The following is a 15,219-nucleotide window of genomic DNA, read 5'->3' as shown; positions in this document are numbered from 1 at the left end:
CGGAGGGGAGAGGGAGAAAGCGTCAGCCGCGCAGCTGCCTGCCGTACGCGTGCACCTCATCCACCAGCACCTTCACATGCTCCGGATTCACTTCCGGGGTGATGCCGTGGCCCAGGTTGAACACGTGGCCGGGATGGTTGCCGTAGCTGTCCATCACCCGGCGCACCTCGCGGCGGATCACCTCGGGGTCGGCCTGCAGGATGGCCGGGTCCAGGTTGCCCTGCAGGGCGACGCGGCCAGCGACAGCCTGGCGGGCGTCGGCAAGGTCGATGGTCCAGTCCACGCCCAGCGCGGTGCAGCCGGTGTCGGCCATGGTGGCCAGGTGCTGGCCGGCGCCCTTGGAGAACAGGGTGACCGGCAGGTCGCGGCTGGCGGGGTGGGCCTTCAGCGCCTCGACCACCCGGGCCATATGGCGCAGCGAGAACTCGCGGAACGGCGCGGGGCCGAGCAGACCGCCCCAGGTGTCGAAGATCATCAGGGCCTGGGCGCCGGCGGCGGCCTGGGCGATCAGATAGGCCGCCACGGCCTGGGCCAGCGTGTCGAGCAGCTGGTGCGCGAGCGCGGGCTCGCTCCAGCACATCGCCTTGAGGCGGGCGAAATCGCGCGAGCCCTGGCCTTCGACCATGTAGCAGGCCAGCGTCCACGGGCTGCCGGAAAAACCGATCAGCGGCACGCGCCCGTCCAGTTCCTTGCGGATCACGCGCACCGCATCCATCACGTAGCGCAGCTCGGTTTCCATATCCGGCACGCCGAGTTTCTCGATGTCGGCGCGCGTACGTACGGGATGCGCAAACTGCGGACCCTCGCCCTGCGCAAAGCTCAGGCCCAGGCCCATCGCATCGGGGATGGTGAGGATGTCGGAGAACAGGATGGCCGCATCCAGCTCGAAGCGTTCCAGCGGCTGCAGCGTGACCTCGCAGGCCAGCTCGGGGTTCTGCGCCAGGGCCATGAAGCTGCCGGCGCGTGCACGAGTGGCGCGATATTCCGGCAGATAGCGGCCGGCCTGGCGCATGACCCACACGGGCGTGGTGTCGGTGGCCTCCCGGCGCAGGGCGCGCAGGAAGCGGTCGTTCTTCAATGCTTGGGTCATCTTAAGGTCCGTACGGGCCGTCCAGGCCTTGGCTGAACATCACGCGGAAGCCGCGCTTGATCTGCGCGTCGCGTGCTTTTTCGAAGGCGGCAAGCGCGTCGTCGCGCTCCAGAAACTGCTCGCGCTTGAGGGTGGCCTTGCCGCCCTGCACACCCGATTCGCGATAAAGCGTCCAGCCGCCCAGCAAGTCCTGCTCCAGCGTGATCTGGGCATAACGCGGCGCCTCGGCGGTGGCGGTCATGGCTTGCAGGTAAAGGCGCATGGAGTCCGGTTCGAAGATGAGGGCGGAAAACCGCAGACCCGCATTCTAGAAGGCTTCGCCCCTGGGGGGCGAGTGCGGCGGCGTGTCGCGTTGGGGCGAAAGGCGAGTGTTGTGAGTCTGTTGGCGGACCACGTCGCGCACAGGGTGCGCTCCCACAAGTGTCGGTCGCCCATGTGGGAGCGCACCCTGTGCGCGACGGCGACGAAGCCGAGTCTCTTAGCTTGCAGCGCGCTCCAGCACCGCCAGAACGTCCTTCTCACCCACCCCACTGACGATTTCCGCGCGCCCAACGCCCCGCCAAAGAATCAACCGCAGCGTGCCCGCCAGATTCTTCTTGTCCAGCCGCATCAGCGCGAGCAGCTGCTCGGGATCCATGCCGGCAGGAATCGCCGTCGGCAGACCCATCGCAGCCAGCAATCGATGCAGGCGTTCGGTATCGGCCGCCTCGCTCATGCCCATGCGCTCGGACAACTGCGCGGCCAGCAGCATGCCCACGGCGACACCTTCGCCATGCAGCAGCACCTGGTATTTGCCGGCGGTTTCCAGCGCATGGCCGAAGGTGTGGCCGAGGTTAAGCAGGGCGCGTTCGCCTTGTTCGGTTTCGTCGCGCGCAACCACGCCGGCCTTGTATTGCACCTTGCGTGCGATCGCTTCGATCAGCGGTGCGCTCTCGCGTGCGTTCAATGCTGCGGCATGATTTTCCAACCAGGCAAAGAACGCTGAGTCGCCGATCGCCGCGCCTTTCACCACTTCGGCGAGGCCGGCGCGGTATTCGCGATCAGGCAACGAGACGAGCGTGTCGGTATCGGCGATCACGGCGCGAGGCTGGTGGAAGGCGCCCACCAGATTCTTGCCTGCGGGCAGGTTCACGCCGGTCTTGCCGCCGACGGACGAATCCACCATCGACAGCAGCGTGGTCGGCATCTGGATGAAGTCGATGCCGCGCATCCAGCAGGCCGCGCTGAATCCCGCCAGATCGCCGACGACGCCGCCGCCCAGCGCCACCACGCAGGCATCGCGGGTGGCGCCCAACTGGGCGAGTGCCTCCAGGGCGCGGCCGACGTTGGCGAAGGTCTTGTGCGCCTCGCCATCGTCGAGCAGGAAGCTCGACCAGTGCAGGCCATCCAGCCCTGCCGCCACGCGCTCCAGGTACAGCGGCGCCACGGTGGTGTTGCTGATCACCAGCGCATGGCGCCCGCGCAGGGCGGTGCGCCAGCGGGTGGCATCGGCGAGCAGGCCGGGGCCGATCCACACGGGATAGCTGCGATCGCCGAGGGCAACGTCGATGGTGCGGGGCGTGGTTGTGGTCATGCGGCTCGTTGCCAATGCTGATCGATCAGGAGAATGCTGCGCGCGCTGGCGGCATGCACGGTTTCGTGGGCGCCGGGGATCGCCAGGTCGGCCAGCTCCTCGTAGAGCGAGGTGCGACTCTTCGCCATGGCGGTCAGGCGCTCGGCGCGGTCCACCCCGGCCAGCAGCGGCCGCTGCCGATCCTGCGCCAGGCGCTCAAGCTGCTGTTCCAACGTGGCCTGCAGCCACAGCACGTAGCCGCGCTCGGCGAGCAGTCGACGATTGGCCGGATCGAGCACCGCGCCAGCGCCGGTGGCCATCACCACGCCGTTGCGCCGGCTGGTTTCCTCCAGCAGCGCGCTTTCGCGCTGGCGAAAGCCGGCCTCGCCCTCGATCTCGAACACGGTGCTGACCGGCACGCCGCAAATCCGTTCGATTTCCTGGTCGATATCGATGAAGCTCAGCCCATAATGGTCCGCCAGCCGACGCCCGATGGACGTCTTGCCGGCGCCGGTAGGGCCGACGATGAACAGGTTGCACGATGGATTCATGGGTAAATGCTAGCAGGCGCGTAAGCGCATCGTGGTGCGGACCGGGCAGCATGCCATGAGTGCGCGCGTCCTGATTGCCGGCGCGGGCGATGTCGGGCTGCGCGCGGCGCGTCTGCTGCGGGCGCGTGGCGACGAGGTCTGGGCGCTGCGGCGTGGCGCGGGCAGCGGCGAGCATGGCATCCATTGGGTACAGGGCGATCTGACGAAGCCTGAAACGCTGCGTTCGCTGCCCGATGGCATCACCCACATCATCTACCTGCCGACACCGGACGCTCGCGACGAGGCGCTGTATCGCGCGGTGTTCGTGGATGGCCTGCAACTCCTGTTGGATGCGCTCGACACGCAAGCCTTGCAGCGCCTGCTGTTCGTGTCCTCCAGCGCGGTCTATGGCGAACATGGCGACGCCTGGGTCGACGAGGAAACACCGCCGGCACCGCCCGGCTTCAACGGGTGCGTGTTGCTGGAGGCCGAGCGCCATGTGGCGAAACACGCACCTGCCGTGGTCTTGCGCTTGGCGGGGCTGTACGGGCCGGGACGCATGCAGCTGATCGAACGCCTGCGCACCGGCGCCGTGCGTGTGCCGCGCGCGACGCCGCATTGGGCCAATCGCATCCATGTCGATGACGCCGCCGCAGCCATCGTGCACTTACTCCTTGTGCGCGACCCGCTGCCGCTCTACCTGGGCGTGGACAACACGCCGCTGCCGCTGGATGTGCTCTACGACGAGCTTGCGCGGCGCGTGCATGCTCCGCTGCCAGCCGAGGGTGAGGCGCCAGCAGGCGTCGGCAGCAAACGCTTGAGCAACGCACGCTTGCGCGCCAGCGGCTTCGTCCCGCAATGGCCCGATGCGCGCGACGGTTACGCCGCGTTGCTGGACGGCGACGCTTGAGTCACGATCCGCTCGCACTGTCGTCCAAGCAAGATCAGCCCTGATATTCCACTCAGCTCGGAGAGTTCCATGCCCAGCAACGTGTCGCTCCATATGATCACCACCGGCAACGAACTGCCGGGTTATCGCATCGTGCGCCCGATGGGCATCGTGCGCGGCATCACCGTGCGTTCGCGCAGCGTAGTGGGCAATCTCGGCGCCGCCTTGCAGACCCTGGTGGGCGGCAATATCACCATCTACACGGAACTGTGCGAGAAGGCGCGCGAAGAGGCCTTCGAGCTGATGATGCGTCACGCGGCCGAGCGCGGCGCCAATGCGGTGATCGGCATGCGCTATGACGCCAACGACGTGGCCGAAGGCGTGACCGAAGTGCTGGCCTACGGTACGGCAGTCGTGGTCGAGCCGGTCGCCTGATCAGCTGTGGTTGAGCGCGATGACGTGACGGTCATCGTCGTATTCCACCGAGGTATCGGCCTGTTCCTTCAAGGTGGCGAGCGCGTGGCGGCTCAATCGCTCGTAATGGGCGAGAAAGCGGACCATGGTGTCGGCGTCCATCGCCAGTGGCGCATGGCGGGCCAATAGTTCTTCTTCCTGTTGGCTGCGCCAGCGGCGCACGATTTCCCAGTTGGGCGCCTGCAGCACGATCAAGGCATCGAGTTTGCGCCACAGCGGCTGGTAGGCGCGCAGCTGCTTGTTGACCCAGTGGCGCCAGATGCCTTCGGGGTCTTCGTCGCGTTCCAGCGAGTTCACCGGTGGCTCCAGCGCCGCCTGCAGCTGCGGGCGCAGGCCCAGCGCCCAGCCTTCCAGGATCACCAGCTTGGGCGGCCGGGTGACCTTGGGCCACTTCGACGGGGCCACGCGCGTGTCGCGGCCCTTGTCAAAGCGCGGGTAGCTCACCGGCAACTTGTCAGAAGCCTGCGGCAATGCGGCCAGCACCGACAGCAACAGTTCGATTTCGTGGGTGCCCGGCACGCCGCGGGTGCGCAGCAGTGGGTGGATCTGGTGAGCAAGGACTTCACGTTCGCTTCGCGAATAATAGAAGTCGTCCAGCGCCAACACCTCGGTCGGCCAGCCACGGGTTTCGGCCTGGGCCTTCATCTCCCGCGCCAGCGTGCTCTTGCCGCTGCCTTGCAGGCCGGAGAGCCCCAGTACGTAAGGGCGCCGGGCGCGGGCAATGCGCCCGGCATACTGGTCGAGCAGGTGCCCGGCCAGCGTGGAATTCTGCGTGCTAGCATCTGGTGACATGCCAGCCATGATGGCGCGCGCGAGCCACGATTCAAGACCCCCATGCTGAAACCTGAAATCCTTGACACATTCGTGCAACTGCTGGACGAGGCCACGGCGACGGGAGAACCCGAGCCCACGGCCATGAGTCTGGCCACCGTCGATGCGGCCGGGCGGGTGAGCTCGCGCATCGTCCTGCTCAAGGGCGCGGACGAACGTGGGTTCCGCTTCTACACCAATTACGAAAGCGACAAGGGCAGCCAGCTCGAGGCGCATGCCCAGGTGGCGCTGTGCTTCCACTGGAAGCAGCTGCGCAACGCCGTGCAGGTGCGCGTCGAAGGCCTGGCGCGCAAGGTGCAGCCGGAAGAATCGGATGCGTACTTCGCCACGCGTGCACGCGAGAGCCAGCTTGGCGCCTGGGCGTCACTGCAGTCGCAGACGCTGCCCGACCGCGAAACCTTCGAGCAGCGCTACGCGCGCTACGAACACGAATTCGAAGGCCGCCCGGTGACGCGTCCGCCGCATTGGGGCGGTTACGTGGTGGAGCCGGACATGGTGGAATTCTGGTACGGCGCCGATTACCGCTTGCACGAACGCGTGCGCTGGAGTCGCCACGGCCAGACCTGGACGAGCCGCCTGCTGTATCCCTGAACCCGACCAAGGCCATACGCATGCGTGCAGCGCCCGCCGATCACGTCGCCCAGAATGGCTTTGTCGTGCACACCCGCGGACGCGGCTTCACCGACATCAGCGACAAGGTCGGTGACGTCGTATCCGCCAGCGGCGTGCACACGGGCATCGCCCATGTGTTCAGCCTGCACACCAGCTCCTCGCTGCTGATCAGCGAAAACGCCGATCCGGCGGTGCGCGAGGACCTGGAGCGCTGGTTCTCGCGCGCCGTGCCCGACGGCGACGCGATCTTCCAGCACGACGAGGAAGGCCCGGACGACATGCCGTCACACGTACGTGCCATTCTTACCGGCGTCAGCCTGGTGGTGCCGGTGCACGCGGGAAAACTCCAGCTGGGAACCTGGCAGGGCATTTATCTATGGGAACACCGCCGCGATCCGCACCAGCGCAAAATCACGGTGACCGTCTTGGGACATTGAAGGCGTGACTGATATTCGCAGCAACACCGACCACTATCCGCAGCGCATCGTCTGCCTCACCGAAGAACCCACCGAAGTGCTGTACGCCCTCGGCGAGGAACATCGCATCGTCGGCATTTCCGGCTTCACCGTGCGGCCGCCGCGGGCGCGCAAGGAAAAGCCCAAGGTGTCGGCCTTCACCAGCGCGAAGATCGAGGAGATCCTCAAGCTCAAGCCCGATTTCGTGGTGGGCTTCTCCGATATCCAGGCCGATATCGCCCGCGAGCTGATCAAGGCCGGCGTGGAAGTGTGGATCAGCAACCACCGCAGCGTGGACGGCATCCTTGCCTATATCCGGCGCCTGGGCGCGATGGTGGGTGCGTTCGACAAAGCGGAGGCATACGCGCGCAAGGCCGAGCAACAGATCGAGCGCATCCAGGCCGCAGCTGCCCAGTTCTCGCAGCGGCCCAAGGTGTATTTCGAGGAATGGGACGATCCGCTGATTACCGGCATCGAGTGGGTGGCGGAACTGGTCCGCATCGCTGGCGGTGAGGATGTGTTTCCGCAGATGTCGGGCGAGTCGCTGGCCAAGCATCGCATCCTGGCCGATCCGGGTGAGGTCGTGCGCGCGGCGCCGGACATCATCCTGGGCTCATGGTGCGGGAAGCGCTTTCGGCCGGAGAAGGTGGCCGCGCGCGATGGCTGGAATGCGATTCCAGCCGTCCAGCATGGCGATCTTTACGAGATCAAGTCGCCGATCATTTTGCAGCCGGGACCGGCGGCGTTGTTCGATGGGCTCGAGGCGATGCACGGGATTTTTGCGGAGTGGGACAGAAAACAACGCAACTGACCTGCTTCTAGAGGCCCCGCCGCAAACGGCAAAAACACTGTGGGAGCGCACCCTGTGCGCGACAAGCCAACGGAGCGATACACCGCAGCGTGACTGTCGCGCACAGGGTGCGCTCCCACAGAGAGATGCGATCCCTCTCCCGCGAGGAAGAGGGATCAAGAGGCACTTACCAGATCTTCACCCGCTGATTCTCCGGCCGCCACATCGGCTGCCCCTGCTTCACATCGAACGCCTCATAGAAATCCGGCACATTCGACAGCGGCCCATTCACTCGCCACTTGGCCGGTGCATGCACATCGGAGAGCAGGCCGGTGCGCAGCTGTTCCTGGCGTTCCTGCGACAGCCAGCCCAGGGCGTAACCGAGGAAGAAGCGCTGCATCGGGGTGTAGCCGGCGATCTTCTCGCCCTTCTTGTATTGCTCGGTTTTCTTGAATGCATCGATGCCGATCATGATGCCGCCGAAGTCGGCGATGTTTTCGCCGAGGCTGGCTTCGCCGTTGATGTGCAGGCCGGGCAGCGGTTCGTAGGCATTGAACTGCTTGACCATCACGTCGGCGCGCTGCTTGAAGCGGGTGGCGTCTTCCTTGGTCCACCAGTCGACCAGGTTGCCCTTGGCGTCGTACTGGCGGCCTTCGTCGTCGAAACCGTGGGTGATTTCGTGGCCGATGGTGGAGGCGGCGACATAGCCGTACACCACCGCATCATCGATCTGGTTGTCGGCGAAGCCCGGGATCATGAACTGCGCGGCGGGCAGCACGATCTCGTTGTTGGAGGGGTTGTAGTAGGCGTTGTACGTCTGCGGGGTCATCTCCCACTCGTTGCGGTCCACCGGCTTGCCGAACTTGCTGATCATGTCTTCGGCCTGCCAGCGCGTGGCATTCATCATGTTCTGCGCGTACGAGGTGCGGCCGATGGTGAGCTTGGAGTAATCCTTCCACTTGTCCGGATAGCCGACCTTCTTGGTGATCGCCGCCAGCTTTTCGTGCGCCTTGGCCTTGGTGGCGGGGCTCATCCAGTCGAGCTGGTCGATGCGTTCGCCGTAGGCGGTGCGGATGGCTTCCACCATCGTGTTATAGCGCTGCTTGGAGGCCTCGGAGAAATAGTCCTTCACATAGATGCGGCCGAGGATCATGCCGAGCGCATTGTTCTCGGCGCGCAGGGCGCGCTTCCAGCGCGGCTTCTGCTGGGCCTGGCCCTTGAGCGTGCGGCCGTAGAAGTCGAAGTGCTCGTTGTCGAAATCCGCGCTGAGATAACTGGCGTATGCGTCCACCAGGCGGGCGCGCATGTAGTCGCGCAGGACCGGCGTGGGCGTCTTGGCCAGCAAGGCCTGCATGCCGCTGAAGAATTCCGGCTGGCCGACGATCACCGTGCTGGCCGACAGCTTCCAGCCGGCCAGGCGTGTGTTCCATGCGATGGCGGGCGTGTACTTGGCCGTGACATCGGCCGGCGCCATCTTGTTGTAGTTCTTCTCCGGATCGCGCAGATCGGCGAGCGGACGCGATACCTTGGCCAGCGCGGTTTCCAACGCCATCACCTGCTTGGCGCTGCTGGCCGCTTCGGCGTCGCTCTTGCCCAGCATGCGGAAAGTGCGGTGCAGGTGTTCCACGTACGCGGTGCGTACCTTGGCGACGCCTTGCTCCTTGTTGAAGTAATAGTCGCGCTCCGGCAGGCCCAGACCGCCCTGCCACAGATGCACCGCCATCACGTCGCTCTGCTTTTCATCCTGCTGCACGGAGAAGTCGAAGAACGGCCCGACGCCCAGCAGCTGTAGCGCGAACGCCTCGTCGAGCGCGGAGTTCACATCGTGCACGGCATCGATGCGCGCCAGTTCGTCCTTCAGCGGGGTGATGCCGAGCTGGTCGGCCAGCGCCTGGTCCATCGCGATGGTCCAGAAATCGCCGATCTTCTGTTCGTCGCTGCCGGGAGCGGCGCTCTTGTTGGCGGCGGCGTCCTCGCTGATCTTGCGCAGCTTGGCGTACAGCTCGTCCTGCACCACCTGGCCGATGCCCCACTGCGATTCCTCGGGCGGGATCGGATGCGCCTTGAGCCAGGCGCCATTGGCGAATTCAAAGAAGTCGTCGCCAGGCTTCACCGAGGTGTCGATGTGATCGGCGACCACGTCGGGCTTGGTCGTTGTCGGCGCCGCGGTGGTGCTGGCGGCATACGCGCTGCCGACCGAGGCGGCGGCAAGGGCCAGCACGATCAGGCGGCGGCGCAGGGTAGGCAGAGTCGCTTTCATCCGGTGAATGCTCCAGGAGAGAGGTTGGACATGACGATGAAGCGTCCAGGGCGCGCCGGCCGGCGATGCGTGCCGGCAACCCGTGCGTCATGGACGTGGAAGAGGTTCAGAGGCCCAGCGCCAGGCGCGCGCCGAGGTCGGTCAGCGGCGACACCAGCAGCAGGCGCGCGAGGATCAGCACGATCATCACCACCCACGGCGCGAAATCCAGGCCGCCGGCGGTGAGCTTGCCGCGCAGCGGACGCATCAGCGGCGCCACCAGGCTGCCGGCCAGGCGATAGACCGGATGGTAGGACTCCACCTGGAACAGGCTCATCAGCGACCAGATGAAGATCAGCACCACATAGAACATGGCGATGAAGTCCAGCGTGTCGGCAATCGACAGCACCAGCAGCCCCAGCACATGGGGAAACAGGCCGAGCAGGGCGAACAGCACGATGCGCTTGATCAGCATCAACAACCACACCACCAACAGGGCGGCGATGTTGATGCGCCGCCAGTTCGGCAGCAGGCGACGGATCGGCGCCAGCACCGGGTTGGTGGTGCGGTAGACGAACTGGCTCAGCGGATTGTGGAAATCCACGCGGCTGGCCTCGGCCAGCAGGCGCAGCACAAACAGCGCGGCGGCGGCGCCAAAGGCCAGCTCGACCAGGAAGGAGAGGGCGTTGACCAGGTAACTCACGATACGTTGTCCAGGGCGGCGGCCAGCTCAGCGCCACGGCGCGTGGCGGCAGCCACGGCGTGGGCGACGGCCTGGGCGAAATGATCGGTGGCGAGGCTTTCCAGCGCGGCCTGGGTGGTGCCGTTGGGCGAGGTCACCCGCTGGCGCAGCACGCCGGGGTCTTCACCGCTCTCCACCAGCATGCGGCCGGCGCCCAGACAGGTCTGAGCGGCCAGCGCCCGCGCGGTTTCCCGCGACATGCCCTGGGCGAACGCGGCGTGTTCGAGCGCTTCGACCATGGCGAAGAAATAGGCCGGGCCGGAGCCGGACACCGCCGTGACGGTGTCCATCAGCGATTCGTCCTCGACCCAGCGGGTCAGGCCCACGGCATCCATGATGTGCTGCGCCTTGGCGCGCTGCTCCGGGCTGGTGCGCCGGTTGGCGAACAGGCCGGTGGCGCCGGCACCGATCAGCGAGGGCGTGTTGGGCATGCAGCGCACGATCGGCAGGGCATGGCCGAACCAGCGCTCGAGCTGGTCGATGCGCACCCCGGCGGCAATCGAGATCAGCATGGGGCGCTGGCGCGCCAGGGTGTCGAGCAGTTCGGCATGGATGGCCGGCATGATCTGCGGCTTCACCGCCAGCACCAGCACGTCGGCCTCCGCGGCGGCCAGGCGGTTCTCGGCATAGCTGGCGATGCCGAACTCGCGGCCCAGCTCCTGGCGCGCGTCGGCGCGGGGCTCGGCCACGGTGATGGCCGAGGCGGCCACGCCGGTCTTGAGCAGGCCGCCGATCAGGCTGCGCGCCATATTGCCGCCGCCGATGAAAGCGATACGTGTCATGCAGGGTCCTCGCTGATGGGTCCGTACCTTACCGGAGGCCGGGGCCGCCCGTCCTGTGGCGGAAGTGCAGAGCCCGTGGCCGCTTTGGGCTGCAACTTCGAACCTGGTCCGCAGTTTGCGGCTTACGGCCAAACGAAAGACTGGTGGCGCGGCCCGCGCGGCGAGTAGTATCGGCCAGCAGCTTGGGAACGGGGAACGGACCTGTCGCACGGCTCGGCGCCTATGCGCCGCGTTGCCGCGTCTGGGGAAAACCGCCTCCCGCCCGGGCGTTTGCCATCCAGATGATTGGGTTCAAGGGGAAACCAGATGGATATCGCCGAACTGCTTGCCTTCTCGGTGAAGAACAAGGCCTCGGACTTGCACTTGTCCGCCGGCCTGCCGCCGATGATCCGCGTGGACGGCGACGTTCGCCGCATCAATATCCCCGCGCTCGAGCACAAGCAGGTCCACTCGCTGATCTACGACATCATGTCGGACAAGCAGCGACGCGACTACGAAGAATTCCTCGAGGTCGACTTCTCCTTCGAGATCCCCGGCCTCGCGCGCTTCCGCGTCAACTCGTTCAACCAGAACCGCGGCGCCGGTGCGGTGTTCCGTACCATTCCGTCCGAAGTGCTCACGCTGGAAGACCTGGCCGCGCCGGCCGTGTTCCGCGAGCTGATCGAGCAGCCGCAGGGCCTGATCCTGGTGACCGGACCCACCGGTTCGGGCAAGTCCACCACGCTGGCAGCGATGGTCGACCACATCAACAAGAACGAATACGGCCACATCCTCACCATCGAGGATCCGATCGAATTCGTGCACACCTCGCAGAAGTGCCTGATCAACCAGCGCGAAGTGCATCGCGACACGCACGGCTTCAACGAGGCGCTGCGTTCGGCACTGCGCGAAGATCCCGACTATGTGCTGGTCGGCGAGTTGCGCGACCTGGAAACCATCCGACTGGCGCTGACCGCGGCGGAAACCGGCCACTTGGTGTTCGGCACGCTGCATACCAGCTCGGCCGCCAAGACCATCGACCGCATCATCGACGTGTTCCCCGCCGGCGAAAAGCCGATGGTGCGCTCGATGCTGTCCGAGTCGCTGCGCGCGGTGATTTCGCAGTCGCTGCTGAAGAAGGTGGGCGGCGGACGTATCGCCGCGCACGAGATCATGGTGGGCATCCCCGCGATCCGTAACCTGATCCGCGAGGACAAGGTGGCGCAGATGTACTCGTCCATCCAGACCGGTCAGCAGCACGGCATGCAGACGCTCGACCAGAACCTGCAGGACCTGGTGAAGCGCGGCCTGGTGACGCGCCAGCAGGCGCTGGGCTATGCGCGCAACAAGGACATCTTCAAGGGGTAACTAGGGAAGAGGCGTTGGGGAACCATCCAAGCACAACGGGTTACTCCAGCCTGCATCGTTCCTGCTCTTCCCATTGGCTGTTTGCTATTCACGATTTGCGGGGGTTCCCATGAGCGACTTCGATTTCACCTCCTTCCTCAAGTTGATGGTGCACAAGAAGGCCTCCGACTTGTTCATCACGGCCGGCGTGCCGCCGTCGATGAAGGTGCAGGGACGCGTCGTGCCGATCACCCAGAGCCCGCTGTCCGCGCAGCAGTCGCGCGACATGGTGCTGAACGTGATGACGCCCTCGCAGCGCGAAGAGTTCGAAAAGACCCACGAGTGCCAGTTCGCCATTTCGGCGCAGGGCGTGGGCCGCTTCCGCGTGTCGTGCTTCTACCAGCGCAACTGCGTGGGCATGGTGTTGCGCCGGATCGAGTCGAAGATCCCGACCATCGAGGAGCTGAGCCTGCCGCCGGTGATCAAACAGCTGGCGATGACCAAGCGCGGCATCATCATCTTCGTGGGCGGTACCGGTACCGGTAAGTCCACCTCGCTGGCCTCGATGATCGGCTACCGCAACGCCAACTCGACCGGCCACATCATCACCATCGAAGACCCGATCGAATACGTGCACAAGCACGAGGGCTGCATCATCACGCAGCGCGAGCTGGGCATCGATACCGACAGCTGGGACAACGCGCTGAAGAACACCCTGCGCCAGGCGCCCGACGTGATCATGATCGGCGAAGTGCGTACGCGTGAAACGATGGAGCACGCGATCAACTTCTCCGAAACCGGTCACCTGTGCCTGTGCACGCTGCATGCAAACAACGCCAACCAGGCGATGGACCGCATCCTGCACTTCTTCCCGGAAGATCGCCGCTCCCAGCTGTTCATGGACTTGTCGCTCAACCTCAAGGGCGTGGTGGCGCAGCAGCTGATTCCCACGCCCGACGGCAAGGCGCGTCGCGTGGCGGTGGAAGTGCTGCTGGGTACGCCGCTGGTGCAGGATTACATCCGCCAGGGCGAGATCCACAAGCTCAAGGAAGTGATGAAGGAATCGACCAACTTAGGCATGAAGACCTTCGACCAGAGCCTGGTCGAGCTCTATCACGCCGGCGAGATCTCCTACGAGGATGCCCTGCGCCACGCGGACAGCTCCAACGAAGTGCGTCTGCGCATCAAGCTTGCCCAGGGCGGCGATGCACACACCTTGTCGCAAGGCCTGGACGGCGTGGAGCTGGAAGAGACCAAGGACTCGCAGAACTTCGGCGGTGGCCTGTTGCACCGCTGAGGTCGGCGTAACGATGCAAGAAAAGAAGGAGCCCACGCGGGCTCCTTCTTCGTTTCGGCGGCCACCATTAGGCCGGCGGGGCTTACTTCGCGGTATCGGCGACGGTCAGGCCGCTGGCATCGACGCTCTTCACGCCCTTCACCTTCTTGGCCACGCCCTCGACCTTGGCCTTTTCGGCCGAGCTGCTGGCGGTGCCGGTCAGCGTCACCACGCCGTCCATCGTGGTCACCGAAATATCGGTGCTCTTGACGTTCTTGGTCGTCGCCAGCTCCGACTTCACCTTGGTGGTGATCCAGGTATCGGCCGTCTTGTCCGGCACGGTCTGGTTGTCCGACGACTTCTGCATGGCGTCCTGGGCGGCAACCTGTGCGACAGGCATGGCCGAGAAGGCAGCCACCAGACCAGCGGCGATCAGCGTCTTGCGGAACAGGTTGTTCATGCGCATGGGGAATCTCCTGTGGTGGGGAATCGCTGTCCATAAGACAGACGGTTGCCGCTCGCCGCGGCATCCGTGACTTCATCCAAACAGCTTGGGCATGAATCAATCATGGCTGGCAGGAGATCTCGTTCAGCACGCGATTACGCATGCCAAGGCGATGTCATGGATGTGTTGGAACGGTGTTGGCGCGACTAAGATCGTGGCAGCTGTGATGCCCATCACAATGGGCTCGTGAGGAAGCGTGAAGTAGCTTTCCGCGCGCTGACGTTGATGAAGGGTCCTGTGGAACGATTGAGCAAAACCGTCTGTGAGCCATGCCGCCAAATCGAATATTCACCTTGTAGAATAGACGGCTATACGGCAGATTTGCGAGGCGTAGCACAAATCTGTGCTGGCTTGATTTCGGGGGGAATCATGGCCGAGATGGAAGTTCGGGTCGTTTCCGAGCGTAAGGATGGGCTGCTGGTCGAGCTTGGCCGTGTGGTGGCGCAGTACGGCCACGTGCTGCTGCGCCAACGCCTGGTGCAGGAAGCACGAGGCGCCTGCCTCACGCTGCTGCTGAGCGGGCCGGATGACCGGCAGCTGGCGCTGGAAGAGGCCCTGGGCAGCCATCCGCGTGTGCTCAGCTTCGAATCGCTGCGACCTGTACTGGTGCCGCTCCGTGAGAGTGCCGCCAGTGCGACCGAGCCTGCGCCGACTCCCATCCGGGTGATGGCCGCCAGTGCGGACGTCGCCCGCGTGGAGCGGATGCTGCCGAATATGGCGAAGGACTATCCGCGCATCTTTCCCTGGTTGATCAACCTGGAATACGCAGTGGCGGAAGAGGCGCGCGATGCGTCGCTCTATCTCGCGGGCAGGCGTACCGGCAGCTGGGTGTTCAAGCGGGATTTTGCCCTGAGCGCCAGGTTGAGTCTGTCCGATGCGATACGCCGCATCGCCTTGCCGGCGCTACGCGTGCTGGTGAACGTCGATCATGAAGGTCACCAGTTGCATGTGAAGGCCTGTCCGCTATGCCAGCCGGGCGGCGCGTCCGGCGGCCGTTTTTTCTGCGGTTTCATCGAAGGCTTGCTGGCCGAGTCGGTGGGGGCACGCGCGGTATTCGCACGCGAAACCAGCTGCCATAGCCAAGGCGCGGCCCTGTGCGTCTTCGACATCTCCCAGTGATCGCCGC

17 protein-coding genes are annotated in these 15,219 nt (G+C 65.2%); 8 read left to right on the top strand and 9 right to left on the bottom strand.

The genetic code is table 11. The annotated features are described in order from the left end of the window. Positions 1-22: 22 nt before the first annotated feature. The 4 genes from hemE to Y882_RS03070 form a co-directional block, all read right to left on the bottom strand. Complete coding sequence (gene hemE, locus Y882_RS03085) at positions 23-1,090, bottom strand: uroporphyrinogen decarboxylase (protein WP_046970407.1); 1,068 nt, start codon at positions 1,088-1,090, stop codon at positions 23-25. A gap of 1 nt (position 1,091) precedes the next feature. Continuing rightward, the gene (locus tag Y882_RS03080; protein WP_046970406.1) at positions 1,092-1,352 is read right to left on the bottom strand and encodes a WGR domain-containing protein; all 261 of its coding nucleotides are present in this window, start codon (positions 1,350-1,352) and stop codon (positions 1,092-1,094) included. Positions 1,353-1,568: 216 nt separating this feature from the next. Next, complete coding sequence (aroB, locus tag Y882_RS03075) at positions 1,569-2,663, bottom strand: 3-dehydroquinate synthase (RefSeq protein WP_046970405.1); 1,095 nt, start codon at positions 2,661-2,663, stop codon at positions 1,569-1,571. After that, complete coding sequence (locus tag Y882_RS03070; protein ID WP_046970404.1) at positions 2,660-3,193, bottom strand: shikimate kinase; 534 nt, start codon at positions 3,191-3,193, stop codon at positions 2,660-2,662. Before Y882_RS03070 ends, aroB begins: the two co-directional genes overlap by 4 nt. Positions 3,194-3,248: 55 nt before the next feature. Here Y882_RS03070 and Y882_RS03065 point away from each other — a divergent pair, with 55 nt between their 5' ends. Both Y882_RS03065 and Y882_RS03060 read left to right on the top strand, forming a co-directional pair. Then, positions 3,249-4,082: an NAD-dependent epimerase/dehydratase family protein gene (locus Y882_RS03065; protein ID WP_046970403.1), complete on the top strand. Its 834-nt coding sequence runs from the start codon at positions 3,249-3,251 to the stop codon at positions 4,080-4,082. Positions 4,083-4,151: 69 nt separating this feature from the next. Continuing rightward, positions 4,152-4,496 (top strand): YbjQ family protein, encoded by a 345-nt coding sequence (locus Y882_RS03060; protein ID WP_046970402.1) that lies wholly within the window; start codon positions 4,152-4,154, stop codon positions 4,494-4,496. Here Y882_RS03060 and Y882_RS03055 read toward each other — a convergent pair whose 3' ends face one another. Then, positions 4,497-5,327 (bottom strand): kinase, encoded by an 831-nt coding sequence (locus tag Y882_RS03055; protein WP_046970401.1) that lies wholly within the window; start codon positions 5,325-5,327, stop codon positions 4,497-4,499. Between the two features lie 42 nt (positions 5,328-5,369). Here Y882_RS03055 and pdxH point away from each other — a divergent pair, with 42 nt between their 5' ends. From pdxH to Y882_RS03040, 3 genes are read left to right on the top strand one after another with little or no spacing between them, the layout of a single operon-like run. Beyond that, the gene (pdxH, locus tag Y882_RS03050) at positions 5,370-5,957 is read left to right on the top strand and encodes a pyridoxamine 5'-phosphate oxidase (RefSeq protein ID WP_046970400.1); all 588 of its coding nucleotides are present in this window, start codon (positions 5,370-5,372) and stop codon (positions 5,955-5,957) included. A gap of 20 nt (positions 5,958-5,977) precedes the next feature. Then, entirely contained in the window at positions 5,978-6,415 is a 438-nt protein-coding gene (locus Y882_RS03045) for a secondary thiamine-phosphate synthase enzyme YjbQ (RefSeq protein WP_046970399.1), read from the top strand. Between the two features lie 4 nt (positions 6,416-6,419). Next, positions 6,420-7,244, top strand: coding sequence for a cobalamin-binding protein (locus tag Y882_RS03040; RefSeq protein ID WP_046970398.1), 825 nt, complete (start codon positions 6,420-6,422; stop codon positions 7,242-7,244). A gap of 166 nt (positions 7,245-7,410) precedes the next feature. Here Y882_RS03040 and Y882_RS03035 read toward each other — a convergent pair whose 3' ends face one another. The 3 genes from Y882_RS03035 to proC all read right to left on the bottom strand — a co-directional run bounded on the left by Y882_RS03035 (position 7,411) and on the right by proC (position 10,986). Beyond that, positions 7,411-9,483: a M13 family metallopeptidase gene (locus tag Y882_RS03035; protein WP_046970397.1), complete on the bottom strand. Its 2,073-nt coding sequence runs from the start codon at positions 9,481-9,483 to the stop codon at positions 7,411-7,413. 106 nt (positions 9,484-9,589) lie between these two features. Continuing rightward, positions 9,590-10,165 carry a YggT family protein gene (locus Y882_RS03030; protein ID WP_046970396.1) on the bottom strand — a complete coding sequence of 192 codons (576 nt, stop codon included), beginning with the start codon at positions 10,163-10,165 and terminating at the stop codon, positions 9,590-9,592. Beyond that, the gene (proC, locus tag Y882_RS03025; protein WP_046970395.1) at positions 10,162-10,986 is read right to left on the bottom strand and encodes a pyrroline-5-carboxylate reductase; all 825 of its coding nucleotides are present in this window, start codon (positions 10,984-10,986) and stop codon (positions 10,162-10,164) included. The genes Y882_RS03030 and proC overlap by 4 nt, the downstream gene beginning before the upstream one ends. Before the next feature lie 306 nt (positions 10,987-11,292). On the opposite strand from proC, the gene Y882_RS03020 reads away from it, so the two are divergent. Both Y882_RS03020 and Y882_RS03015 read left to right on the top strand, forming a co-directional pair. Further along, positions 11,293-12,333 (top strand): type IV pilus twitching motility protein PilT, encoded by a 1,041-nt coding sequence (locus Y882_RS03020; RefSeq protein ID WP_046970394.1) that lies wholly within the window; start codon positions 11,293-11,295, stop codon positions 12,331-12,333. 109 nt (positions 12,334-12,442) lie between these two features. After that, the gene (locus tag Y882_RS03015) at positions 12,443-13,609 is read left to right on the top strand and encodes a PilT/PilU family type 4a pilus ATPase (RefSeq protein WP_046970393.1); all 1,167 of its coding nucleotides are present in this window, start codon (positions 12,443-12,445) and stop codon (positions 13,607-13,609) included. A gap of 82 nt (positions 13,610-13,691) precedes the next feature. Here the strand turns inward: Y882_RS03015 and Y882_RS03010 are convergent, their stop codons facing one another. Then, entirely contained in the window at positions 13,692-14,054 is a 363-nt protein-coding gene (locus Y882_RS03010) for a BON domain-containing protein (RefSeq protein ID WP_046970392.1), read from the bottom strand. Positions 14,055-14,462: 408 nt separating this feature from the next. On the opposite strand from Y882_RS03010, the gene Y882_RS03005 reads away from it, so the two are divergent. After that, positions 14,463-15,212, top strand: a complete 750-nt coding sequence (locus tag Y882_RS03005; RefSeq protein WP_046970391.1) for a hypothetical protein — start codon at positions 14,463-14,465, stop codon at positions 15,210-15,212. Positions 15,213-15,219 lie beyond the last annotated feature (7 nt).

Origin of the sequence: Dyella japonica DSM 16301, assembly GCF_001010355.1 — a bacterium.
GTDB classification, from domain to species: Bacteria; Pseudomonadota; Gammaproteobacteria; order Xanthomonadales; family Rhodanobacteraceae; genus Dyella; species Dyella japonica.
The sequence above is the reverse complement of the archived record's forward strand: the minus strand, read 5'-3'. Positions and strand labels throughout refer to the sequence as shown.